12 protein-coding genes and 1 pseudogene are annotated in these 19,161 nt (G+C 58.8%); 11 read left to right on the top strand and 2 right to left on the bottom strand.

Translation table 11 applies throughout. The annotated features are described in order from the left end of the window. The 3 genes and pseudogenes from AC0L30_RS33630 to AC0L30_RS33620 all read left to right on the top strand — a co-directional run. Window positions 1-1,167: pseudogene (locus tag AC0L30_RS33630) on the top strand (M10 family metallopeptidase C-terminal domain-containing protein); the annotation flags it as partial. A 1,255-nt stretch (window positions 1,168-2,422) separates the two neighbouring features. Beyond that, complete coding sequence (locus tag AC0L30_RS33625; protein WP_007601911.1) at window positions 2,423-3,265, top strand: NAD-dependent epimerase/dehydratase family protein; 843 nt, start codon at window positions 2,423-2,425, stop codon at window positions 3,263-3,265. A gap of 1 nt (window position 3,266) precedes the next feature. Then, window positions 3,267-4,274 carry a glycosyltransferase family 2 protein gene (locus AC0L30_RS33620; protein WP_245286034.1) on the top strand — a complete coding sequence of 336 codons (1,008 nt, stop codon included), beginning with the start codon at window positions 3,267-3,269 and terminating at the stop codon, window positions 4,272-4,274. A gap of 7 nt (window positions 4,275-4,281) precedes the next feature. Here the strand turns inward: AC0L30_RS33620 and AC0L30_RS33615 are convergent, their stop codons facing one another. Both AC0L30_RS33615 and AC0L30_RS33610 read right to left on the bottom strand, forming a co-directional pair. Then, window positions 4,282-5,067, bottom strand: coding sequence for an ABC transporter ATP-binding protein (locus tag AC0L30_RS33615; RefSeq protein ID WP_007601914.1), 786 nt, complete (start codon window positions 5,065-5,067; stop codon window positions 4,282-4,284). Window positions 5,068-5,072: 5 nt separating this feature from the next. Next, window positions 5,073-5,846 carry an ABC transporter permease gene (locus tag AC0L30_RS33610; RefSeq protein WP_051058488.1) on the bottom strand — a complete coding sequence of 258 codons (774 nt, stop codon included), beginning with the start codon at window positions 5,844-5,846 and terminating at the stop codon, window positions 5,073-5,075. Between the two features lie 388 nt (window positions 5,847-6,234). Between AC0L30_RS33610 and rfbC the strand changes: the two genes are divergently transcribed. From rfbC to AC0L30_RS33570, 8 genes are all read left to right on the top strand, one after another. Continuing rightward, on the top strand, window positions 6,235-6,843 hold the full coding sequence (rfbC, locus tag AC0L30_RS33605) for a dTDP-4-dehydrorhamnose 3,5-epimerase (RefSeq protein ID WP_245286036.1): 609 nt from the start codon (window positions 6,235-6,237) through the stop codon (window positions 6,841-6,843). 12 nt (window positions 6,844-6,855) lie between these two features. Further along, window positions 6,856-7,905 (top strand): dTDP-glucose 4,6-dehydratase, encoded by a 1,050-nt coding sequence (rfbB, locus tag AC0L30_RS33600; RefSeq protein WP_007601920.1) that lies wholly within the window; start codon window positions 6,856-6,858, stop codon window positions 7,903-7,905. An 8-nt stretch (window positions 7,906-7,913) separates the two neighbouring features. After that, the gene (gene rfbD / locus AC0L30_RS33595) at window positions 7,914-8,798 is read left to right on the top strand and encodes a dTDP-4-dehydrorhamnose reductase (RefSeq protein WP_007601921.1); all 885 of its coding nucleotides are present in this window, start codon (window positions 7,914-7,916) and stop codon (window positions 8,796-8,798) included. A gap of 14 nt (window positions 8,799-8,812) precedes the next feature. Further along, window positions 8,813-9,682 carry a glucose-1-phosphate thymidylyltransferase RfbA gene (gene rfbA, locus AC0L30_RS33590; RefSeq protein ID WP_007601922.1) on the top strand — a complete coding sequence of 290 codons (870 nt, stop codon included), beginning with the start codon at window positions 8,813-8,815 and terminating at the stop codon, window positions 9,680-9,682. Window positions 9,683-9,753: 71 nt separating this feature from the next. Then, a complete protein-coding gene (locus tag AC0L30_RS33585; protein WP_007601923.1) occupies window positions 9,754-10,776 on the top strand; it encodes a hypothetical protein in 1,023 nt (340 codons plus the stop codon). 416 nt (window positions 10,777-11,192) lie between these two features. Further along, window positions 11,193-12,011, top strand: coding sequence for an ABC transporter permease (locus tag AC0L30_RS33580; protein WP_007601924.1), 819 nt, complete (start codon window positions 11,193-11,195; stop codon window positions 12,009-12,011). Next, complete coding sequence (locus AC0L30_RS33575; RefSeq protein WP_007601925.1) at window positions 12,001-13,368, top strand: ABC transporter ATP-binding protein; 1,368 nt, start codon at window positions 12,001-12,003, stop codon at window positions 13,366-13,368. Before AC0L30_RS33580 ends, AC0L30_RS33575 begins: the two co-directional genes overlap by 11 nt. 40 nt (window positions 13,369-13,408) lie before the next feature. Further along, window positions 13,409-18,946 carry a rhamnosyltransferase WsaF family glycosyltransferase gene (locus AC0L30_RS33570; protein ID WP_157158759.1) on the top strand — a complete coding sequence of 1,846 codons (5,538 nt, stop codon included), beginning with the start codon at window positions 13,409-13,411 and terminating at the stop codon, window positions 18,944-18,946. Window positions 18,947-19,161 lie beyond the last annotated feature (215 nt).

Below are 19,161 nucleotides of genomic sequence, written 5' to 3'. Positions count from 1 at the left end.
GTCGCGTGGAAGGTCACGGGGGCCGACATGTATTCGATCTGGACCACCGACAGCAGCGGCAACTTCATCTCATCGACGGCGGGTTTGCCGGGAGCCGACTATGCATTGCAAACGGCGGAGTCCAATTTTTCCCAGGACCTGAACGGCGATGGACATATCGGTCTGACCACCACGGTGATCGAAGCGAATGGATCAACCCATCTGACCGAGGGCGCCAACCACTTCTTCCTTTACGACAGCGCCGCGTTGGGCCCGTCGCTAAAAACCTCTGGAGCCGATTTTGTGGCGGGTCAGTTCGGCAACTGGTTGCCGATCAGCGCGGAGCAGACGACGGGCGGATACGAGGTCGCGTGGAAGGTCACGGGGGCCGACATGTATTCGATCTGGACCACCGACAGCAGCGGCAACTTCATCTCATCGACAGCAGTCTTATCCGGGGCCGACTATGCGTTGCAATCGGCCGAGCCGAGTTTTTTCCAGGACCTGAACGGCGACGGACATATCGGCCTGACCACCACGGTGATCGAGACGAATGGATCAACCCATCTGACCGGGGCCGGCAATCATTTCTTCCTCTACGACAGCGCTGGCTCGGGCCCGTCGCTTAAGGTCTCTGGTGCCGACTTTGTGGCGGGCCAGTTTGGCAGCTGGTTGCCGATCAGCGCGGAGCGGACGGCAAGCGGGTACGAGGTTGTCTGGAAGGTTACGGGCTCCGACATGTATTCGATTTGGACCACCGACAGCGGCGGCAACTTCATCTCATCGACAGTAGCCCTATCAGGAGCTGACTATGCGTTGCAATCGGCCGAGCCGAGTTCTTTCCAGGACCTGAACGGCGACGGACATATCGGCTTGACCGCCACGATGATCGCGAGCTCGAACGCCAACGAGGCCATGTCCAACAATGTTTACCTCGGCGACGCGAACAGCAAGTTGATGATCGGCACTGCCGGCCGCGACACATTTGTGTTCAGCCCGAACTTCGGCCAAGACACCATCGCCAAAATTGAACCGGGCGCCGATATTATTCAATTCACCCACACGGTATTTGCGGACGTCGCCTCCATTGTTTCCCACACGGCGGAAGATGGGCATGAAAACGCAGTCATTCAAAATATGACGACGGCTACCCTGCAGCTACATCTGAGCGATTTTCACATCCTCTGATCGATATGCGAAAAGGTCCTCGCTCGCTTAGCGCCACCCACAAAGGTGACGGCGGCCGTAAAGACTAGCTTGGCACGATGCCGCGGACCGCGGGCGCATCAAGCAGCAAAATGATGCGCCGCTAATTTCAATCTTGCTTGGAACTCGCTCAGGGTGGGAGGGACCACGGCTGAAAAGTGTCAACTAATAATGTGGCTTGCGCTCGGGGGACGCCTCGCTGTTTGCTGATGACCCAACGACTCTTGGTCAGACTAGAGAGCACGGATTGTGATGGGAGATTAGTCGTCGCGCGCCAAGAGCGCCGGGCGACGACTCTAGTCTTGTCTCGGGAAGCGGGGTCTGATATGCGCAATTCTTTTCGCCAGCGGGGTCGGCGTTGCCGCGTTGGTACGCGGCTGGCAAAGTAGACTGCGATCGCCTGTTTTCTTTCGATCGCATTTTTGCTGCTGTTGTGCGGGCATAGCGAGACGTTCGTTCTCGTGGTGATCGCGCCGGTCTGCGTCATCTTGATTGATCTCCCGCTGCCCCGCTGGACCGCGCCCAGACTCGATATTTCCTTTGACGTCTATCTGTATGCCCTTCCAATTCAACATCTGACATCGGGCCTGCCTCTCAGCTTCTGGAGCAAGGTCTCCTCGCTTTCGCTATTACGCTCGTGGTAGGCACGCTTACGGCACTGCTTGTCGAGCAGCCAATACTAAGAATACGAAAGCGGATCGGGCCGTTGACATGGCTAGACAAGGTGTGGCTCGAATTCCGGGCGATCGCAAAGTCAGAACGGTGGTTTTTGTCCGTATTTTACCGCGTGCAGCGCAATTCAGGCCACGCGATCAATTCCGGAGAGTGGGCCATTTCGGCTGGACCGTTGCGATCTAACCGCGCCTCTTTCCGACCGTGCGGCGGGGGCGGCTTGAAGCGATCGGCCGAGGGACGCTAATAGAGCGCCCGGGCTGCCAACTTGCCAACTCCCGGCGCCACCCAATCAGGACTAACGACCGGGCACGTTCGGTTTTGCGTCGACCAGCATCTGGGCCGGCTCCATGACGATCCGAACGCGAGAAGATCGAGGTTCCCCTCGCCCGGATGTGCTGCTCGGCGAGTTGATTCAGCAGGAGGGACCGGGCCCGTCGGTTGAAGGTTTGCCTCCTCATGAAGCGCGGAACTGGCGGTAGTGGCAGGTGGCGACGTCTGATATAGGGCATGCTGGTCCGTTGGATAAAGGCCGCCGACAGGCGCCCGCCGCAGTGAGTTAGGGATGCAGAGTTTCGTTGTGGGCGCCACCGGGATCGTCGGAGGCTACATCGTCGAGCATCTGGTCAGGTCCGGTGAAACGCCGCTGGCGTTGTCCCGGGCGCGGCACAACAATTGCGGAGCAGTGTGGCTCCAGGGTGATCTCGCTGCGCCCGAAACCTGGAAGCCGCCTTCGTTCGAGACCTTGTATTGCACGGTGGAGGTTGGCCTGTTGGCGGATGCGCTGCCGCACATCTATACGACGGCGCTGAAGCGCGTTGTCGCCTTCACCTCCACTAGCATCGTCACCAAGATAGACTCCGAGATCGCATCGGAGCGCGAACTGCTGCAGCGGCTTGCGGAGGGGGAGAGACGGCTGATCGCCACATGCGAGCGCTACAATGTCGGTTGGACCATCCTGCGCCCGACCATCATCTATGCGGAGGGCCGCGACGGCAACGTCTCGCGGCTGGCGCGGCTCTGTGGACGCTTCGGCGTGCTGCCGTTGATGGGCAAAGGTGCTGGGCTACGGCAGCCCGTGCACGCCGAAGACCTGGCGATCGGCGCCATTGCCGCGGCCGCAAGCGAGGCGGCAATCGGCAAAACCTATGCGCTGCCGGGCGGTGAGACGATTAGCTATCGTGAGATGGTCGGTCGGATTTTCGACGCACTCGGTAAACCGCGCCGGATCATATCCGCGCCGCCATTCGTTTGGCGGCTGGCATTTGCCCTGGCAAAGCCGTTCCTTCCGAATGCAAATGCCGCGATGGGCGCCCGGATGGCGAAGGACATGGTGTTCGATCCCGCGCCGGCGGTCCGCGATTTTGGCTGGAATCCGCGGGGTTTTCATCCGCGATTTGAAGAATAAGATGGATAGTCTAAGAGAAGCCGAGCTCCAGCGTCGCCGTGGTGATGGCTGTAAGAGGCTCAATCAGGAATCTTCCCAGTTGCCGTTAGCAAGCCCTAAAGTCGTCATTCTGCTCGCGACCAGAAACGGCGCCGCATTTATTCAGGAGCAAATCGACTCCTATAAGGCGCAAACCTATCGCAACTGGGAATTGCTGGTGTCCGACGACGGCTCAACGGATGATACGATTCAGATCATCCAGGAGTTTGCCAAGCAGGTTCCCCAGCGGGTGGTGGTGCGGCGAGGGCCGCAGATGGGTTTCTGGCAGAATTTCGCGTCGTTGGTCCGATCTGACGATATCGACGGCGAGCTGTTCGCCTACAGCGACCAAGACGACGTCTGGTTTCCGGAGAAACTTGCGAAGGCGGTGAGCTGGTTCGAAGCGCGTCCGAGCGATCGTCCGGCTCTGTATTTTACGCGAACCGAGTTGATCGAAGAGAGCGGTGCGCTGATCGGCTTCTCACCTCTCTTCTTACGCGAGCCAACGTTTCAGAATGCGCTGGTGCAGAACATCGGCGGCGGCAACACCATGGTGTTCAATCGGGCGGCGAAGCTGGCGCTTCAGGCCACGCCGATCGACGTTGCTCTGGTATCGCACGATTGGTGGACCTATCAGGTCGTGACAGGGATCGGCGGCACCGCGCATTATGACCCCTGGCCCAGCCTCCGATATAGGCAACATGGGCTCAATCTGGTTGGGGCGAATATCGGTCTGCGGGCGCGGCTTGTCCGACTGTCAGCATTCGCGTCCGGCCGCATGGTGATGTGGAACGACGTCAACCTGAACGCGCTGGGCAGGATGCGAGACCTGCTATCGCCGCACAATGCACTCGTCCTCGACCGTTACGCCAGGATCCGTCAGACCGCATGGCCGATGCGGCTGTGGTTGGTCTGGAAGTCCGGTGTCTACCGGCAAAGCTTCGTCGACAATCTTGGCCTTTTCGTCGGGGCGTTATTTGGCCGGCTATAGCGGTAGTTCACGCTACTGCGACGCGCTCTCTTTGCCTCTCCGCGTACCTTTCGAGGATCTCCTCGAGGGAACCTGCAGCTTTGATCATGCCCTGATCCATCCAGAGGGCCTTGTTGCAGAACTGGCGGCAGGTCTCGGCGCTGTGGGAAGCGAGCACTAGGATGCTCGCCTTCGCGACGAAATTGTCGATGCGATGCCTGGCCTTGGTGATGAAGCTGTCGTCGCCGGCCATGATCCACTCGTCCATCAACAGGATTTCGGGGGCAAAGCTGGTCGCCACCGCAAAAGTCAATCGCGTCATCATACCGGAAGAATAGGTGCGCACCGGGATGTCCAGATATTCGCCAAGCTCTGTGAAGTCGGAAATATCCTGCATTTTGCTGGCGATATCATCGGGCGTCATGCCGAGGATCAGGCCGCGCATGCGGATATTCTCGTAGCCGCTGATGTCCTGGTCGATGCCAAGACCGATGTCGAGCATCGGAGAGATCATCCCGCGAGTGCGGACCGTGCCGACAAGCGGCTCATAGATGCCGGCCATCACGCGCAGCAAGGTGGTCTTGCCGGCGCCGTTTGATCCGATCAGCGCGACCCTATCGCCGGCGGTGATATGCGTCGAGACGTTTCGCAGTGCTTCAACGACGACGCGGTGGTTAGCGTCGGTTGCCACATGGCCACCGGAACTACGGAATAGTAGGCTCTTCTTCAAGGACCGCGATCCGCCATGATAGATGGGAAACGACACGCTGACATTTTCCAGCGTCAGCTCTGACAGCATTTTGTCGTTTTTCATCGTCTTCAGATCCAGTAGGCGATACGCGATCGAAAGCGTGTGAAGACCAGTCCGGCAAGCCCGAGATTGACCGCCGTGATCAACAGCACTGCAAGGTAGTTCTTCAAGTCGGGCACATTTCCCAGCAACGGTGTCCGCGCGATCTCAATCAGATGGAAAAACGGATTGATGTCGGCGATGTAGGCCCGGCGCTGGAGCAATTCCGGCTTCCACATGATCGGCGTAACAAAAAATATTAGCTGCACGACGGAGGCGATGAGCGGCGGGATGTCGCGGAATCGGGCGGACAGGATGCCAATATAGACCGTCGCCAGCATGCCGTTCAACACCAGGAGGGTCAGTCCGGGAATGGCCAGTAGGGCCGTGGCGCCGGGCCAGATCCCAAAATAGATCAGTACCCCAATATAGATCACGAAGTTATGGGCGAAGATGATGATCTTGCTCCAGCTCGACCGATACACATAGATCGAATAGGGCAGCCGGACCTGCTTGATATAGGACTCGGCCGCCGTGAAGATCATGCCGCCTTCGCTGAGGAAGGTCGCGAGAAGATTCCAGACCAGCAGACCGGTGCAGAGAAAGGGCAGGAAATCGCGAATCGGGGTATTGAACAGTCCAGCGTAGAGGAATCCCAGCGCCACCACCATGATTGCCATGCTGGCGGTCAGCCAGAACGGTCCCAGCAGGGAGCGGCGATAGCGCTGAAGGATGTCGTTCCATCCCATCCGGCCCCACAGGCGCCAGGCGGCGAAACCGTCCCGAATGTCGGCAATGGCCATTTCGGCGGACTTTTGTCCGGCGCCCCAAGTAACGGTCCCCGGCGGACGTCTTTCGCCCGTTCGTGTTTCGACAGTCGCTAACATCGATCGATTTCAACTTTTGTGGTGGCTGCAGACGAATCTCGGATTTCGATCCGGAAAAGCGCAATGCTTTCAGTATCATGCCACCATCAAGGTGCACGATGCCGTCAGGCATGATGCAAGTTCCAGACAATGCCTTAGGCCATACAACGTCAGTCGCGTCTAGCGCGCAGACGCTTGAATAATTATAGATTGCGGCCGGTTTGGGAGCGAGCATCCACGTGACCAGTAGGTGCCAACGAGGCATGCAGCCAGAGGAACCTGGCGCGAAGCAGAATTCTGTTGATCATGTTCTTCCAATTGGGGCATGCAGACGCAAGCGGATACAAAAGACCAACATCCGAAAGTGGATATGAAAATTGAACGGCTCGAGATTCCAGACATTCTGCTGGTGACCGCGGCGAGGCATGGCGACCCCCGGGGATTTTTCTCGGAGACATTTCGTGCGGACGCGCTTCTTGCGAGTGGCGTCGAAGCGGCGTTCGTGCAGGACAATCACGTTTTATCGACGCAGAAAGGCGTGCTGCGCGGATTGCATTACCAGCTTCCGCCCCACGCGCAGGGTAAGTTGGTGCGGTGCTCGCGCGGAGCAATTCTCGATGTCGGCGTTGACATCAGGGCAGGCTCGCCGACCTTCGGCCGGCACGTTGCCGTCGAACTGTCGGCGGCGAACTGGTGTCAATTGTGGGTGCCGCCTGGCTTTGCTCATGGCTACGTCACACTGACCGACGATTGCGAAGTCATCTACAAGGTTACCGATTACTACGCGCCGGACTGCGATCGTGGTATCGCATGGGACGATCCTGACCTGGCCATCGATTGGCGGATTTCGCCAGGTGACGTGGTCTTATCGGACAAGGACCGGAAGCAGCCGCGTTTGAAAGATGTCCCTCCGGGCTTTCAATTCGGCGGTTGAGGAGGTGGCGCAATGCGGGTGATCGTGACTGGAGGAGCCGGTTTTATCGGATCGGCGGTATGTCGTCATTTCATCGCCGATCTCGGCCATCACGTCGTCGTGGTCGATAAATTGACGTATGCCGGCAACGTGGCATCGCTGGCGCTGGTTGCGTCCAGTCCGCATTTTGCGTTTGAAAAGCACGATATCTGCGACGGCGCCGCGATGGCTGCGATCTTCGAGAAATACCAGCCGGAGGCGATAGTTCATCTCGCCGCTGAGAGCCACGTCGATCGTTCGATATCCGGATCCGACCTGTTCTTAAAAACCAATGTGGTTGGTACCTTCACTCTGCTCGAGACGGCTCGCCGCTACATCGCATCGGCCAAGAAAAATGCGGATGATTTCCGTTTCGTGCACGTCTCGACGGACGAGGTTTACGGGTCGCTCGGAGAGGACGGGCTGTTCACAGAAGCCACGGCCTACGATCCCAGTTCTCCCTATTCGGCCACCAAAGCTGCTTCCGACCATCTGGCAAAGGCCTGGCACCGAACCTATGACGTGCCTGTCATAGTCTCCAATTGTTCCAACAATTACGGGCCCTATCATTTTCCCGAAAAGCTGATTCCGCTGGTTATCCTGAACGCACTGGATCGCAAGCCGCTTCCAGTCTATGGCGACGGATCCAACGTCCGCGATTGGCTGTTTGTCGACGACCACGCCCGGGCGCTTGGCATCATTCTCGCAACAGGCAGACCCGGCGAAACCTACAATATCGGCGGACGCAATGAGCGGACCAACATCGAAGTGGTCCGGCAGATCTGTTCGTGGATGGATCGCCTGCGCCCGAACGACGCCTCGCATCACGAGCTGATTTCGTTCGTTGCCGATCGCCCGGGGCACGATCAGCGTTACGCGATTGATGCCAGCAAGCTCGAAACCGATCTGGGATGGCGAGCGCGGGAAACGTTCGAAACCGGGATCGAAAAAACAGTGCAGTGGTATCTCGCGCGCGAAGATTGGTGGCAACCGTTGCGGAACAAGGTCTATGGCGGCGAACGTCTTGGTCTGGTGGGGGCGTGAATCCACAGATGCGGATCTATGTGATTGGCGGCGAGGGCCAGGTCGCGCGGTCGCTCCGGGAGGCTGCGGCCGCCGACAAGGAGATTGAGTTCGGCTTTGGCCAACGACCGGACGTCGATCTGCTGAACGCAGTCTCGATCGAGCGAGCCATTGCCGCTTTCCGTCCCGACGTGGTGGTCAATCCCGCGGCCTACACGGCGGTGGATAAGGCTGAGTCGGAACCCGATCTCGCATTTGCGCTCAATCGCAATGGCGCAGGCCTTGTAGCGGCGGCGGCCGCGGATCAAGGCATTCCGGTCATCCATCTGTCGACCGACTACGTCTTTGACGGGATGAAGACCGGCGCCTATGTTGAGAGCGATCCGGTCAACCCGCAAAGCGTCTATGGCCGCTCCAAGTTGGCGGGCGAGCTAGCTGTCGCCGCGGCGAACCCAAGGCACGTTATCTTGCGTACGTCATGGGTCTACGCGCCGTTTGGAGGTAATTTCGTGCGCACGATTCTTCGCCTTGCATCGGAACGTGACCGGCTGCGGGTAGTGAATGATCAGGTAGGTTGCCCCACATATGCGCCGGATATCGCCGACGCGATCCGCGCCATCGCCGGGCGGGTGGCGGGGGGCTGGCAGCCGCGTTATGCGGGTGTCACGCATCTTGCTGGGCCCGACCCGATGACTTGGTACGCCTTCGCGAAACAGGTCACCGATCTCGCGGCGTCCCGCGGCGGGCGGTCCGTATTGCTTGACCCGATCTCGACTTCCGATTATCCGACAGCTGCCGTCCGACCAGCAAATTCGCAGCTTTCGAGCGCGAAACTGGCGGCGGTGTTCGATGTGGGGCTGCCTCCGCTGAAGCAGTCTCTGACGGATTGCCTTGATCGTCTTCTTAGGATTTGAACGGGAGATCTGCTTTGAAGGGCATTATTCTTGCTGGCGGAAGCGGGACGCGCCTCTATCCGATGACGCTCGTGACCTCCAAGCAGTTGCTGCCCGTCTACGACAAGCCGATGGTCTATTATCCGCTGACCACGCTGATGTTGGCCGGCATCCGCGACATCCTGATCATTTCGACGCCGCAGGACTTGCCGTTGTTCGAGGCGTTGTTGGGAGACGGCAATCAGTGGGGGCTGTCGCTGTCTTACGCGGTGCAGCCCAAACCTGAAGGTCTGGCGCAGGCGTTCGTGATTGGCGCCGATTTCATTGGCGGCGACGCCTCGGCGCTCATTCTCGGCGACAACATCTTCTTTGGCCATGGCCTGCCGAATTTGCTCGCCAGCGCCACGTCGCGGACCACCGGCGCAACGGTGTTTGCCTATCACGTCGCCGATCCGGAACGATATGGCGTGGTCGCGTTCGACCGGAAGGGCAATGCGACCTCGATCGAGGAAAAGCCACTACAGCCGAAGTCGAACTTCGCCGTTACCGGACTCTATTTCTATGATAACCGAGTTGTCGATATTGCCGCCAACGTCAAGCCGTCAGCACGCGGCGAACTCGAAATCACCGATGTGAACCGGGCCTATCTTGAGCGCGGAGAGCTTGCGGTTGAGCTGATGGGTCGCGGCTTCGCCTGGCTGGACACCGGTACGCCGGACAGCCTGTTGGAAGCCGCCAACTTTGTCGCCACGCTCGAGCGGCGACAGGGATTTCGGATCGCCTGTCCCGAAGAGGTGGCTTTCGGCCAAGGATACATCGATCGCGATCAGTTGGCACGCCTGGGCGCGGCGCTGGGAAAGAGCGCCTATGCGCGCTACATCAGCGACCTGGCTGAAGCCCTGTGAGCCCCGTCTTTCCGATCATCGCCGGAGGTCTTCTAGTGCTTCGGTGATCCAGCAACAAGGACAACAACGTCGTGCCAGGCCAGGGTTCAACCTTCACCAGCGATCTCGCTGTTGTTTATCTGGCACGCTATGCCGAAGGAAAAGGACCGGTCACGAATTTCATTGAATCCTTCGAGCGTCATCCACCCGGGATTGCGCATGATTGCGTGGTGGTCCGAAAAGGCTTCCCGCCGGGGGAATCCACGCTCGACAAAGTCCTGAAGCGTGCATTCCCTCATTTCGTTTCAGTGTCGGATGATGGCTTCGACATCAACGCCTATGCCAAGGCTGCTGCGCAGCTGCCGCACCGGTACGTGGTCTTCCTCAACACGTTTTCTGAAATCGCGGCGGACGGCTGGCTTCGCAAGCTTCATTCGGCATTTGCGGATCAGTCCGTGGGTATCGCCGGAGGCACCGGTTCCTATGAAAGCCTTCTCAGCAGCATGAAGCACGTCCAAAAGGGATGGTGGCTATTTCAGAATGAGGGGATTCCAAAACCGGCGGGCCTCCGACGGTTGTTCCGAGCAATCAGGGCTCGCTTACCGAAGCGCCTGGCGACTAGAGTGGTGGCCGCCGCGATTTCCTATTTCGCCGTGCGCTCGTCAGGCCACGACAGCACACTGGACGACAAGTTTGAAACGTATTGGAACAACGAGATCGGGCCCGGCGGCGCGCTGGCGCGCCTGAACGAAATATCGCCTTTTCCGAACCCGCACATCAGAACGAATGCCTTCATGATCGAACGACAGGTCTTTCTCGATGTGCTGCCGGATTCGATCGAAACCAAGAACGATTCATACCTTTTCGAGAGCGGGCCGGACGGGCTCACGCAGCGAATCCTTCAGCGCGGCCTGCAAATCGTGGTGGTGGGTGCGGATGGACGCGTTTACGGGATGGAAGAATGGGCCGAAAGCGGCACATTTCGCCTTGGAGGCCAGCGCAATCTTCTCGTCAAGGACAACCAGACTCGGGCGTTCCAAAACATGAATGCGGCCGGGCAGCGTGCTTTCACGAGGATGACCTGGGGCGACGACCAAGGTACCATCTCCCGGTAGGTTATGAGCAGGGCAAATGCACCGGAATCCGATCGCCGCGGGAGGGGTGAGGGGAAGGGGAGAATTGCCAACTGCGGAGCGCGGTTAGATTGTGCTGCGTGGCATAGATTGTTACATAGGCCAGCGAAGGGTGGGCCTCGCGGGGACGAGAACGCGGGCACTTCCAACGGTTGAACCGAGATTCACAGTTCCTGGTGAAGAAGAATGGGCATTGTCGAGAAAATTTGCTGTGTCCGATTGCTGGATCCCACCGGTTTTTCCGTCCAGGATGTGACTGCGGTAGGATCGGCGTGCGTGGGTGGCATCCCAGGAAACGGGTGGCTTGAAAGGGCATCGCGGCTCTCTAGCTGCTGGTCAGATTTGCTTACTGAAGAAGCAGGGGCTCTGCGATCTGAAGCTGCAGCGGTTCTTGGTTGATGCAGGAGTTTTCGATTTCTCCGCTGAAAATGCTGGTGGACTTGTGGCGCAACCGCAGCCTGATACGCGCTCTGGTGCACCGGGAAGTGGTCGGACGCTATCGCGGATCCGTGCTCGGACTGTTCTGGTCATTCTTCAATCCGATTCTGATGCTAATTATCTACACACTAGTCTTCAGCGTGATTTTCAAGATGCGCTGGAATGTCGGGAGTGACTCGAAGACTGAGTTTGCGATGGTGCTGTTTCCCGGCCTGATCGTATTCACGCTTTTCTCGGAATGCTTGAACCGCGCGCCCAGCCTGATCCTGAGCAACGTGAACTACGTCAAAAAGGTGGTTTTTCCGCTAGAGATACTTCCTGCGGTTGCGCTGGGTTCGGCGATCTTTCATGGCGCGGTGAGCATGTGCGTTTGGTTTATTGCGTATCTGTTCTTGTTTGGAATGCCGCACCTCACCGTCGTGCTGATCCCCCTGGTTTTGCTGCCGCTGCTGCTTTTCATTCTGGGGGTGAGCTGGTTCCTGGCCTCACTTGGCGTCTATTTGCGCGACGTCGCGCAGTTCATGGGCATGATTACCACGATCCTGATGTTCCTATCGCCGATCTTCTATCCGGTGAATGCATTTCCGGAGAAATATCGCGGCCTGCTGTTCCTCAATCCGATCACGCCCGCGATCGAGCAGGCGCGGGATGTGTTGTTCTGGGGGAAGGTGCCGGACTCGTCGATGTACCTGATCTATCTTTTAGGCGGCGCCTTGGTCGCATGGTGTGGTTTTGCCTGGTTTCAGAAGACCCGCCGGGGGTTCGCCGATGTCCTCTAGGGAAACTGCAATCAAGGTACAGAGCCTCAGCAAGTGCTACCAGATCTACAACAAGCCGCACGATCGTCTAAAGCAGTCCTTGTTTCCGCGACTCGGAGCGCTGATCGGCAAGACGCGGCAGCAGTATTTTCGGGAGTTCTGGGCGCTCAGAGACGTTTCCTTTGAGGTAAAGAAGGGCGAAACCGTTGGCATTATCGGGCGCAACGGCAGTGGAAAATCGACCCTATTGCAGATGATCTGCGGAACTCTCAATCCGAGCGGTGGCGCGATCCAGGTTAACGGTCGCGTGGCAGCGCTGCTAGAGCTCGGGGCTGGTTTCAATCCGGAATTCACTGGCCGCGAGAATGTTTTTATGGCCGCCGCGCTCTACGGGCTGACCCAAGCGCAGATCGGCAGCCGTTTCGAGCGGATCGCTGCGTTCGCCGATATTGGCGCGTTCATCGAACAGCCGGTGAAGACCTATTCGAGCGGCATGTATGTCCGGCTGGCATTTGCGGTGATTGCGCATGTCGACGCCGATGTTCTGGTGGTCGACGAAGCGCTCGCGGTCGGGGATGCGGTGTTCACCCAAAAATGCATGCGCTTCATCCGAGAGTTTCAAAAGCACGGCACGTTGCTGTTTGTCAGCCACGATACCGCTGCCGTGCAGAACCTGTGTGAATCCGCGATCTGGCTGTCCCACGGCCAGATCCGGATGACCGGCACGTCGAGAGAGGTTTCTGAAAGCTACCTCCAGTTCACGCTTCAGGAAGTCTACGGCGAAGAAGCCAAGTTGATCTCGGTCACCTCAGACCGGCCGGCTGGCGGGCCGGCATCCGAAACATTGCCAATGGAGCCGCATGCGGCGCCGGCTGTGGATTACGGCGCCGTGGCCAGCGTACGGGACAATACCGCCGTCGCCACCGGCTGGAAGACCGGCCATGCCGAAATCCACTCCGTTTCTTTAACGAAATTGTCGGCCGGTCCGGAGGGGATTTACGAAGGCGGCGAGCGCGTTCGCATGACCGTCCGAGCCAAAGCACATGGTCCAGTCGACAAGCCGATCCTGGGATTTCTGATTCGCGATCGCTTGGGGCAGGATCTTTTTGGAGAGAATACGCTTCCGTTCACCGATCGGATGCCGATTCGCGTCAAGCCGGGCACGACATTCGAGGGCGTGTTCGAGTTCCGTCTGCCGATGCTTCCGAACGGGCAGTATGCCGTGATGGCGTCGGTCGCAGACGGCGATCGCTATCACAACATTCAGCATCATTGGATGCATGACGCACTGATCGTCAACGTCGCTTCAAGCAAGATTCGTTACGGACTCGTTGGCATTCCGTTCGAGCGGGTAGAGTTGCAGGTTACCAATGATTAAGCGAACGCTCCACGAGCTCTACGCCAACCACGCTGGAAAGATGTCCGACAAGTGGTCGCTCTATCTCGATGAATATGACCGCCTGTTCGCGTCGATGTGGGATCGTCCGGTCCGGCTGCTCGAGATCGGTGTCCAGAACGGCGGTTCGCTCGAGCTCTGGTCGCAATTCTTTCCAAAGGCGCAAGCCATTATCGGCTGCGACATCAATCCGGATTGCGAGCGCCTGACATATGATGATCCGCGCATCGGTGTCGTTGTTGGCGATGCGAACGATCGGCAGACCCAGCAGCTAATACTGCAGCGCTCCGGACAGTTCGACATCGTGATCGATGACGGATCTCATCTGTCCAGCGACATCGTCAAGACTTTCGCGCTGTATTTTCCGCACCTTGCGGAAGGCGGAATCTTCATCGCCGAGGATCTGCATTGCAGCTACTGGGGTGCGTACGAAGGCGGTCTCTACTACCCCTATTCCTCGATCACGTTTTTCAAGCGCCTTGCGGATGTCATCAACCATGAGCATTGGGGGGTGCCCAAGGCCCGTGGCGAAATTCTGCGCGGCATCTTGGGCAAATATGGTTGCGAGCTGGCCGAAGAAAGTCTGGCGTTAGTTCATTCGGTCGAATTCATCAATTCGATGTGCGTGGTGAGGAAATCGCCCGCCGGCAAGAATGGCCTGGGTCTGCGCGTCCTTTCCGGCACCTTGGAGTTGGTGTTTCCGCTCAACAAGGAATGGGACGGTGTTTCGTACCAACCGGATGCGGCGTTCGACGAAAGCAAGAATATTTGGACCAATCGATCCGCGCCGCCCGACGAGTCGTTCATGGAGATAGAGCGCGACCTTGCCGCGTCAGCCGAGATCATTTTGGGTCTGAAGCAGAGAAACGACCAGCTAATTCGCGAGCTCGAGGGTCTGAAGCAGAGAAACGACCAGTTAATTCGCGAGCTCGACGACATTCGCAGATCGATCAGTTGGCGAATGATGGCGATCCCGCGGCTTGTAGTAATTCGCATGCGAAGTCTGGCGTCCGACGCGCCATGGACCGGCAATCTTCGTCGGATACTCAGCGCAGGCGTGAAGTCGCTCCGGCGCGCCTTTTCGAGGAGTAATTCGACGACCACCGAGCGTCTTCGTAAGTTCGTCTTGCGACACGGTATCGCTTTTTATCGACAGCACATGAGGCACACTCAATTGGGCCGCGCCATCGCGCAATATGTGCGTGATCGCGGGCTGATCAGTTCACTCGACCCGCATTCGAGCTTGCTCAGTTTAGAGATCGCCGCGTCCGAATCTGCGCCAGTCTCGGACGTCGAGGCTCTTTCGCAAGTGCCGGGCTACCACCTAAGTCTCCCGCTGAATTTCGAGGTGGCCGACGACCTCGCCGTTCGCCCCTCCGTCAATGTGCTGTTGCCAGGTCTCCGCCTCAAGCACATGTCCGGCGGTCCCAATACCGCCCTGCTGGTCGCGTCCATGCTGGCGGAGCGCGGCGAGCGCATCCGACTGATCGCCTGCGACGCGTCGCTGGAGGGTGAAGAGGCCGCGTTATTCCCCTACATGGAGCGGCTATTGAACCGGCCGATCGCCAGGGACTGCATTGAGATCGTCGATGGATTCGACCGCACCAGACCGATCCCGATCGGCATCTGCGATGTATTTTTCGCAACTGCCTGGTGGACCGCCCAGATCGCGAAATACGCGGTCGCCAATACTGCCAACAAGACCTTCGTTTACCTGATTCAGGATTTCGAGCCGATTCTTCACGAAGGCTCCACTTTTCAGGCCCGTGCACTCGAAACCTATGGACTGCCGCATATCCCAGTGATCAATACCCGACTTCTGCTCGACCATTTGGTCCGGGAAGGTGCTGGGCGCTTTGCAGACCCGGCATTTGCGGCCGATGCGCTATGGTTCAATCCCGCCCTGGATCGCGGCCATTATTTTCCCGTCCCCTCTCACTCCAAAAAGAAGGTGCTGCTGTTCTACGCTCGCCCCAACATCGCCCGCCGCAACCTGTTCGAACTTGGGCTGGTCGCGTTGCGTTGTGCAGTCGCCTCCGGCGCGATCGACAAGAACAATTGGGAAGTCTGGGCGATGGGCGAAAACATTCCGCCGATTGCACTCGGCGAAGGCGTCATGCTCAATCCGCTGCCATGGATGGGATTCGATGAATATGCTGGACGCGTGCGCACGGCCGATCTCATGCTGTCGCTGATGCTGTCACCGCATCCGAGCTATCCGCCGCTGGAAATGGCTGCGTCGGGCAAGCTGGTCGTCACCAACAGCTTCTCGGTAAAGACGGCGGAGCGCATGCGGGCGTTGTCCCCGAATATTATCGTTGCCGAGCCGAATGCCGAAAGCGTCGCGCAGGCTATCGAGAACGCAGCAGGGCGGATCAATTGCGGGCTGCCGAGTTACGATCCCTCGGGCGCGATCGCATTGCCCACGGACTGGGATCAGAGCCTCAATGGAATCGTCACGGAATTGCTTACGCGCCTAGAAGGGATGCGCGAGCCTGCGCTGGAAACCGCGCAGTCGGTGGCGCCGGGCCTGCCGTCGGTGGCGAAGAGCGACTACGAGGCCTACCGCAAGACGAGTCTCGCCCGTCGTCGCCGGGATGGAATGTACCATCAGACGCCCGGCCTGCTTTCCTTTGTAACCACCGCCTACAACACCGATCCCCGATTCCTCGAAGAGCTTGGCAACAGCGTTTTTCTTCAGGACGGGGGAATGCGTTTCGAATGGCTGATCCTCGACAACGGCTCCACAGAGGAGGGCACCCGCCGCACCCTTGTGAGGCTCGCACGACATCCGGGCGTGCGGCTCGAACGCGTCGAGAGCAATCTCGGTATCATCGGCGGAATGCGGTACTGCCTCGAACGGGCGTCCGGGCGTTATATTCTGCCGCTGGACTCCGACGATCTGATCGAGCCCGATTGCGTCCACGTTCTCACTCGCTTCATCGAGGATAACAATTATCCAGCGCTGCTCTTTACCGACGAAGACAAGCTGGACGCGGGACGGTTTCATTCGCCGTACTTTAAGCCGGACTGGGATCCGGTGCTGTTCGTGCACTCGTGTTACATAGCGCATCTTTGCGCCATCGATCGCGAACTGGCAATTCAGCTTGGCTTATACAGCGACAGCTCTGCCGAAGGCTGCCACGATTGGGACAGCTTTATCCGTTTCATGCTCGCCGGCAAAAGGCCAAAACATGTTCCGGAAGTGCTTTACAGTTGGCGCGTGCATACGGCATCGACGTCCGGAAACATCGAATCGAAGTCCTACATTACTGAGTCCCACCGGCGGACGCTGCAGAGATTTCTTGATCGCTCCGGCGCAACGAATATCGGGCTCATGAACAGCCCGCTGTTCAAATACAATGTTGACTGGTGGTTCCGGCGAGAGCGATCGCATGCGCAATCGATTCAGACGATCCTGATTGGCGCGGCGAATGGTACGGCTGACGCGTTCCCGGACGTAACTGCCATCGTGCTGGAGCGTGGAAACGTCGCCGATCTCGCCAATGCAGTCGACAGAATCGGCACCGATCTCGTCCATCTGCAATGGCACGGCGTTTTGCCGCTCGATGACGAGTGGCGCTGGGACGCCATGGGGCTGCTTGAATTGTTCGCCGATGCAGTGATGGTTGGCGGCATGCTGGATGACAGCTCCGCAATCGTGGATGGTCCGCGCGTGTTTGGCTACGGCGATGGCTGCGGTTGTCCGGATCAGGGGCGCGCGCTGACCGATCCTGGCTACGGCGCGCGGATGTGGAAGGCGCATACGGTTTCGGCGGTTTCGACGGCGCATTGCGTCGTCAGGACATCCTTTCTGAAGCAGTGTCTGGGTGAACTGCAGCGCGAAGCCGTCGCGATTGGAATGCTCGGCCCCTGGCTGGGGGCAATGGCGGCGGAGGCAGGTAAGAGGGTGCTCTATTCGCCGTTCATGCGCGCGCGTGTGGAGAGAGCCGACGCTGCGGTTGTTTCCGGGAGCGGGACGGCGCGTTGGTTGTCACGCTTCTGGTCACTGATCCCTGAGACGCGATTCTACTCACCACGACTCGGATTGACCCCCGAGACCGCCTACGCACCTGTTTCTGAACAGGAGCGCCTCAATCACCTGCGAGTCTTGCAGGCGCGCACGCTATCGTATCAAGACTGGCTGACAAGTGACTTAAGGTCCCGCCACGCGCGCTACCCGACGCCGGCCAGCCCGGCGACGATCTCAATCGTGACGCCAATTTACCATGGCAGTGACCTTGATTTACTCGACCAATTAGCGCGGGCGATCGGCCGGCAGACTCTGAAGCCTTCGCAATGGTTGCTGATCGTGAATGGCCAGATGACCGAGGCTGCGCTGACGACGATCCACCAGCGCGCCGAAAGCGATTGGGGCGGGCAAGTGCTTGTCGAGCCCGAAGCCATCGGGATTGTTGCGGCACTTCGCAGAGGCCTCGAGGCATCTACCGGCGACTACGTCGTTCCGGTCGATGCTGATGATCTGATCACAGATGATGCCATTCAGATCTTGGCGCACCAGATTGAGGTGAAGGGCCATCCCGACTTCCTGTTTTCGGATGAGGACACGCTCGTCGCCGGCCGTCCGGCCCAGCCTTATTTGCGGGGAGCCTACGATCCGTTGCTATCGCTAGACAATTCGACCATCTGGCATCTCTGCGCCATGAAACGCGAAGCCGCGATTGCGGCCGGGGTCTACAGCGACGCGGCGGCAAGCTGGTGCCAAGATTGGGATAGCGTGTCTCGCATCGCCGACAGGGGCGGCCGGATCGAACATATTCCCGAGATTCTGTATCATTGGCGGCAGCACAGCGGCTCGACCACCAATAATTCCGAAGGTGATGCGCGCCAGCTTGATTCGGTCAGACATATTCTTGCGAGACATATTGCGCGCTGCGCGAAGCCGCAGAATTTCGAGATTGCCGACTGGCCCGAGAGCCGCGGTGCGCGCGAGCTCTATATCGCGCGGCGACCACACGATCTGTCCGAGCTTATTTGGTATGGCGACGCGTTAGCAGACCGTCAGTTATCTTGTGGTCAGGATGCGATTATGGTGTTCGCCAGCAATGGCGTGTCCATTGACAGCCGAAGCGTCTTCATTGAAGCGACACGCCTGTTTGAACTGCACCCGGGCGTGGGCGTGCTTGGCGGCAATGTCGTCAACGCAGACAACGTCATCATTGACGGTTGCTACATGAGAAACGTGAACGGTGAACTGGAGGCGCCCTGGATGGGCCGCGCCGCCACCAACGGCGGGCCGTATGCGCTGGCATTGAAGACTCAAGGTGTCGACCTACCCGGCGCGGCTCTAGCGTTTTTCCGTGTTTCGGCCCTTAAACAGGTGGGACTGTGGCCGCTGACTACGGGAGCAAATCAGGCGTCGTTCGTGTGGCAGCTTTGCGAGAGACTTTCAGCGGCCGGCTGGACCGTCGGTTTCTCGCCCCTGATCCGTGGTCGCGCGCTGGCAGTGTTGCAGTGCACGGCGCGGCTGCCGGCAGAAAACTCAACCGCTCCCCGCGCGCTTGTCCGCTATGGCATGTCGCGTAATTTCGTTCTTTGATCGTCCGACGCATGTCGCTCGCTTGGAAGGTTGACCGGTCCAGAGCGACGCAGGTGGCAGCTCGACCGCTGCCCGATCTTCGCGCGAAAACCGGGCGCGGCTTAGATCCGGAACAGCTCTCAATTACGGGGACGAATGGATGACGGAAGCGTGTTTGGGTTCGCTTTACGCGGTAAGGTTGCCGCAAATTGCGGGTGAAAGTGGAAGCTGCTCAT

The organism is Bradyrhizobium sp. MI1.11, assembly GCF_055811255.1.
Note: the sequence above shows the minus strand (reverse complement) of the source record. Positions and strands in the feature narration are given on the sequence as shown.

Coding starts and splice junctions, on each gene's coding strand:
- AC0L30_RS33625 (WP_007601911.1), top strand. CDS start 2,423: ATGCAGAGTTTCGTTGTGGGCGCCACCGGGATCGTCGGAGGCTACATC.
- AC0L30_RS33620 (WP_245286034.1), top strand. CDS start 3,267: ATGGATAGTCTAAGAGAAGCCGAGCTCCAGCGTCGCCGTGGTGATGGC.
- AC0L30_RS33615 (WP_007601914.1), bottom strand. CDS start 5,067: ATGAAAAACGACAAAATGCTGTCAGAGCTGACGCTGGAAAATGTCAGC.
- AC0L30_RS33610 (WP_051058488.1), bottom strand. CDS start 5,846: ATGGCCATTGCCGACATTCGGGACGGTTTCGCCGCCTGGCGCCTGTGG.
- rfbC (WP_245286036.1), top strand. CDS start 6,235: ATGCAGACGCAAGCGGATACAAAAGACCAACATCCGAAAGTGGATATG.
- rfbB (WP_007601920.1), top strand. CDS start 6,856: ATGCGGGTGATCGTGACTGGAGGAGCCGGTTTTATCGGATCGGCGGTA.
- rfbD (WP_007601921.1), top strand. CDS start 7,914: ATGCGGATCTATGTGATTGGCGGCGAGGGCCAGGTCGCGCGGTCGCTC.
- AC0L30_RS33580 (WP_007601924.1), top strand. CDS start 11,193: ATGCAGGAGTTTTCGATTTCTCCGCTGAAAATGCTGGTGGACTTGTGG.
- AC0L30_RS33575 (WP_007601925.1), top strand. CDS start 12,001: ATGTCCTCTAGGGAAACTGCAATCAAGGTACAGAGCCTCAGCAAGTGC.
- AC0L30_RS33570 (WP_157158759.1), top strand. CDS start 13,409: ATGTCCGACAAGTGGTCGCTCTATCTCGATGAATATGACCGCCTGTTC.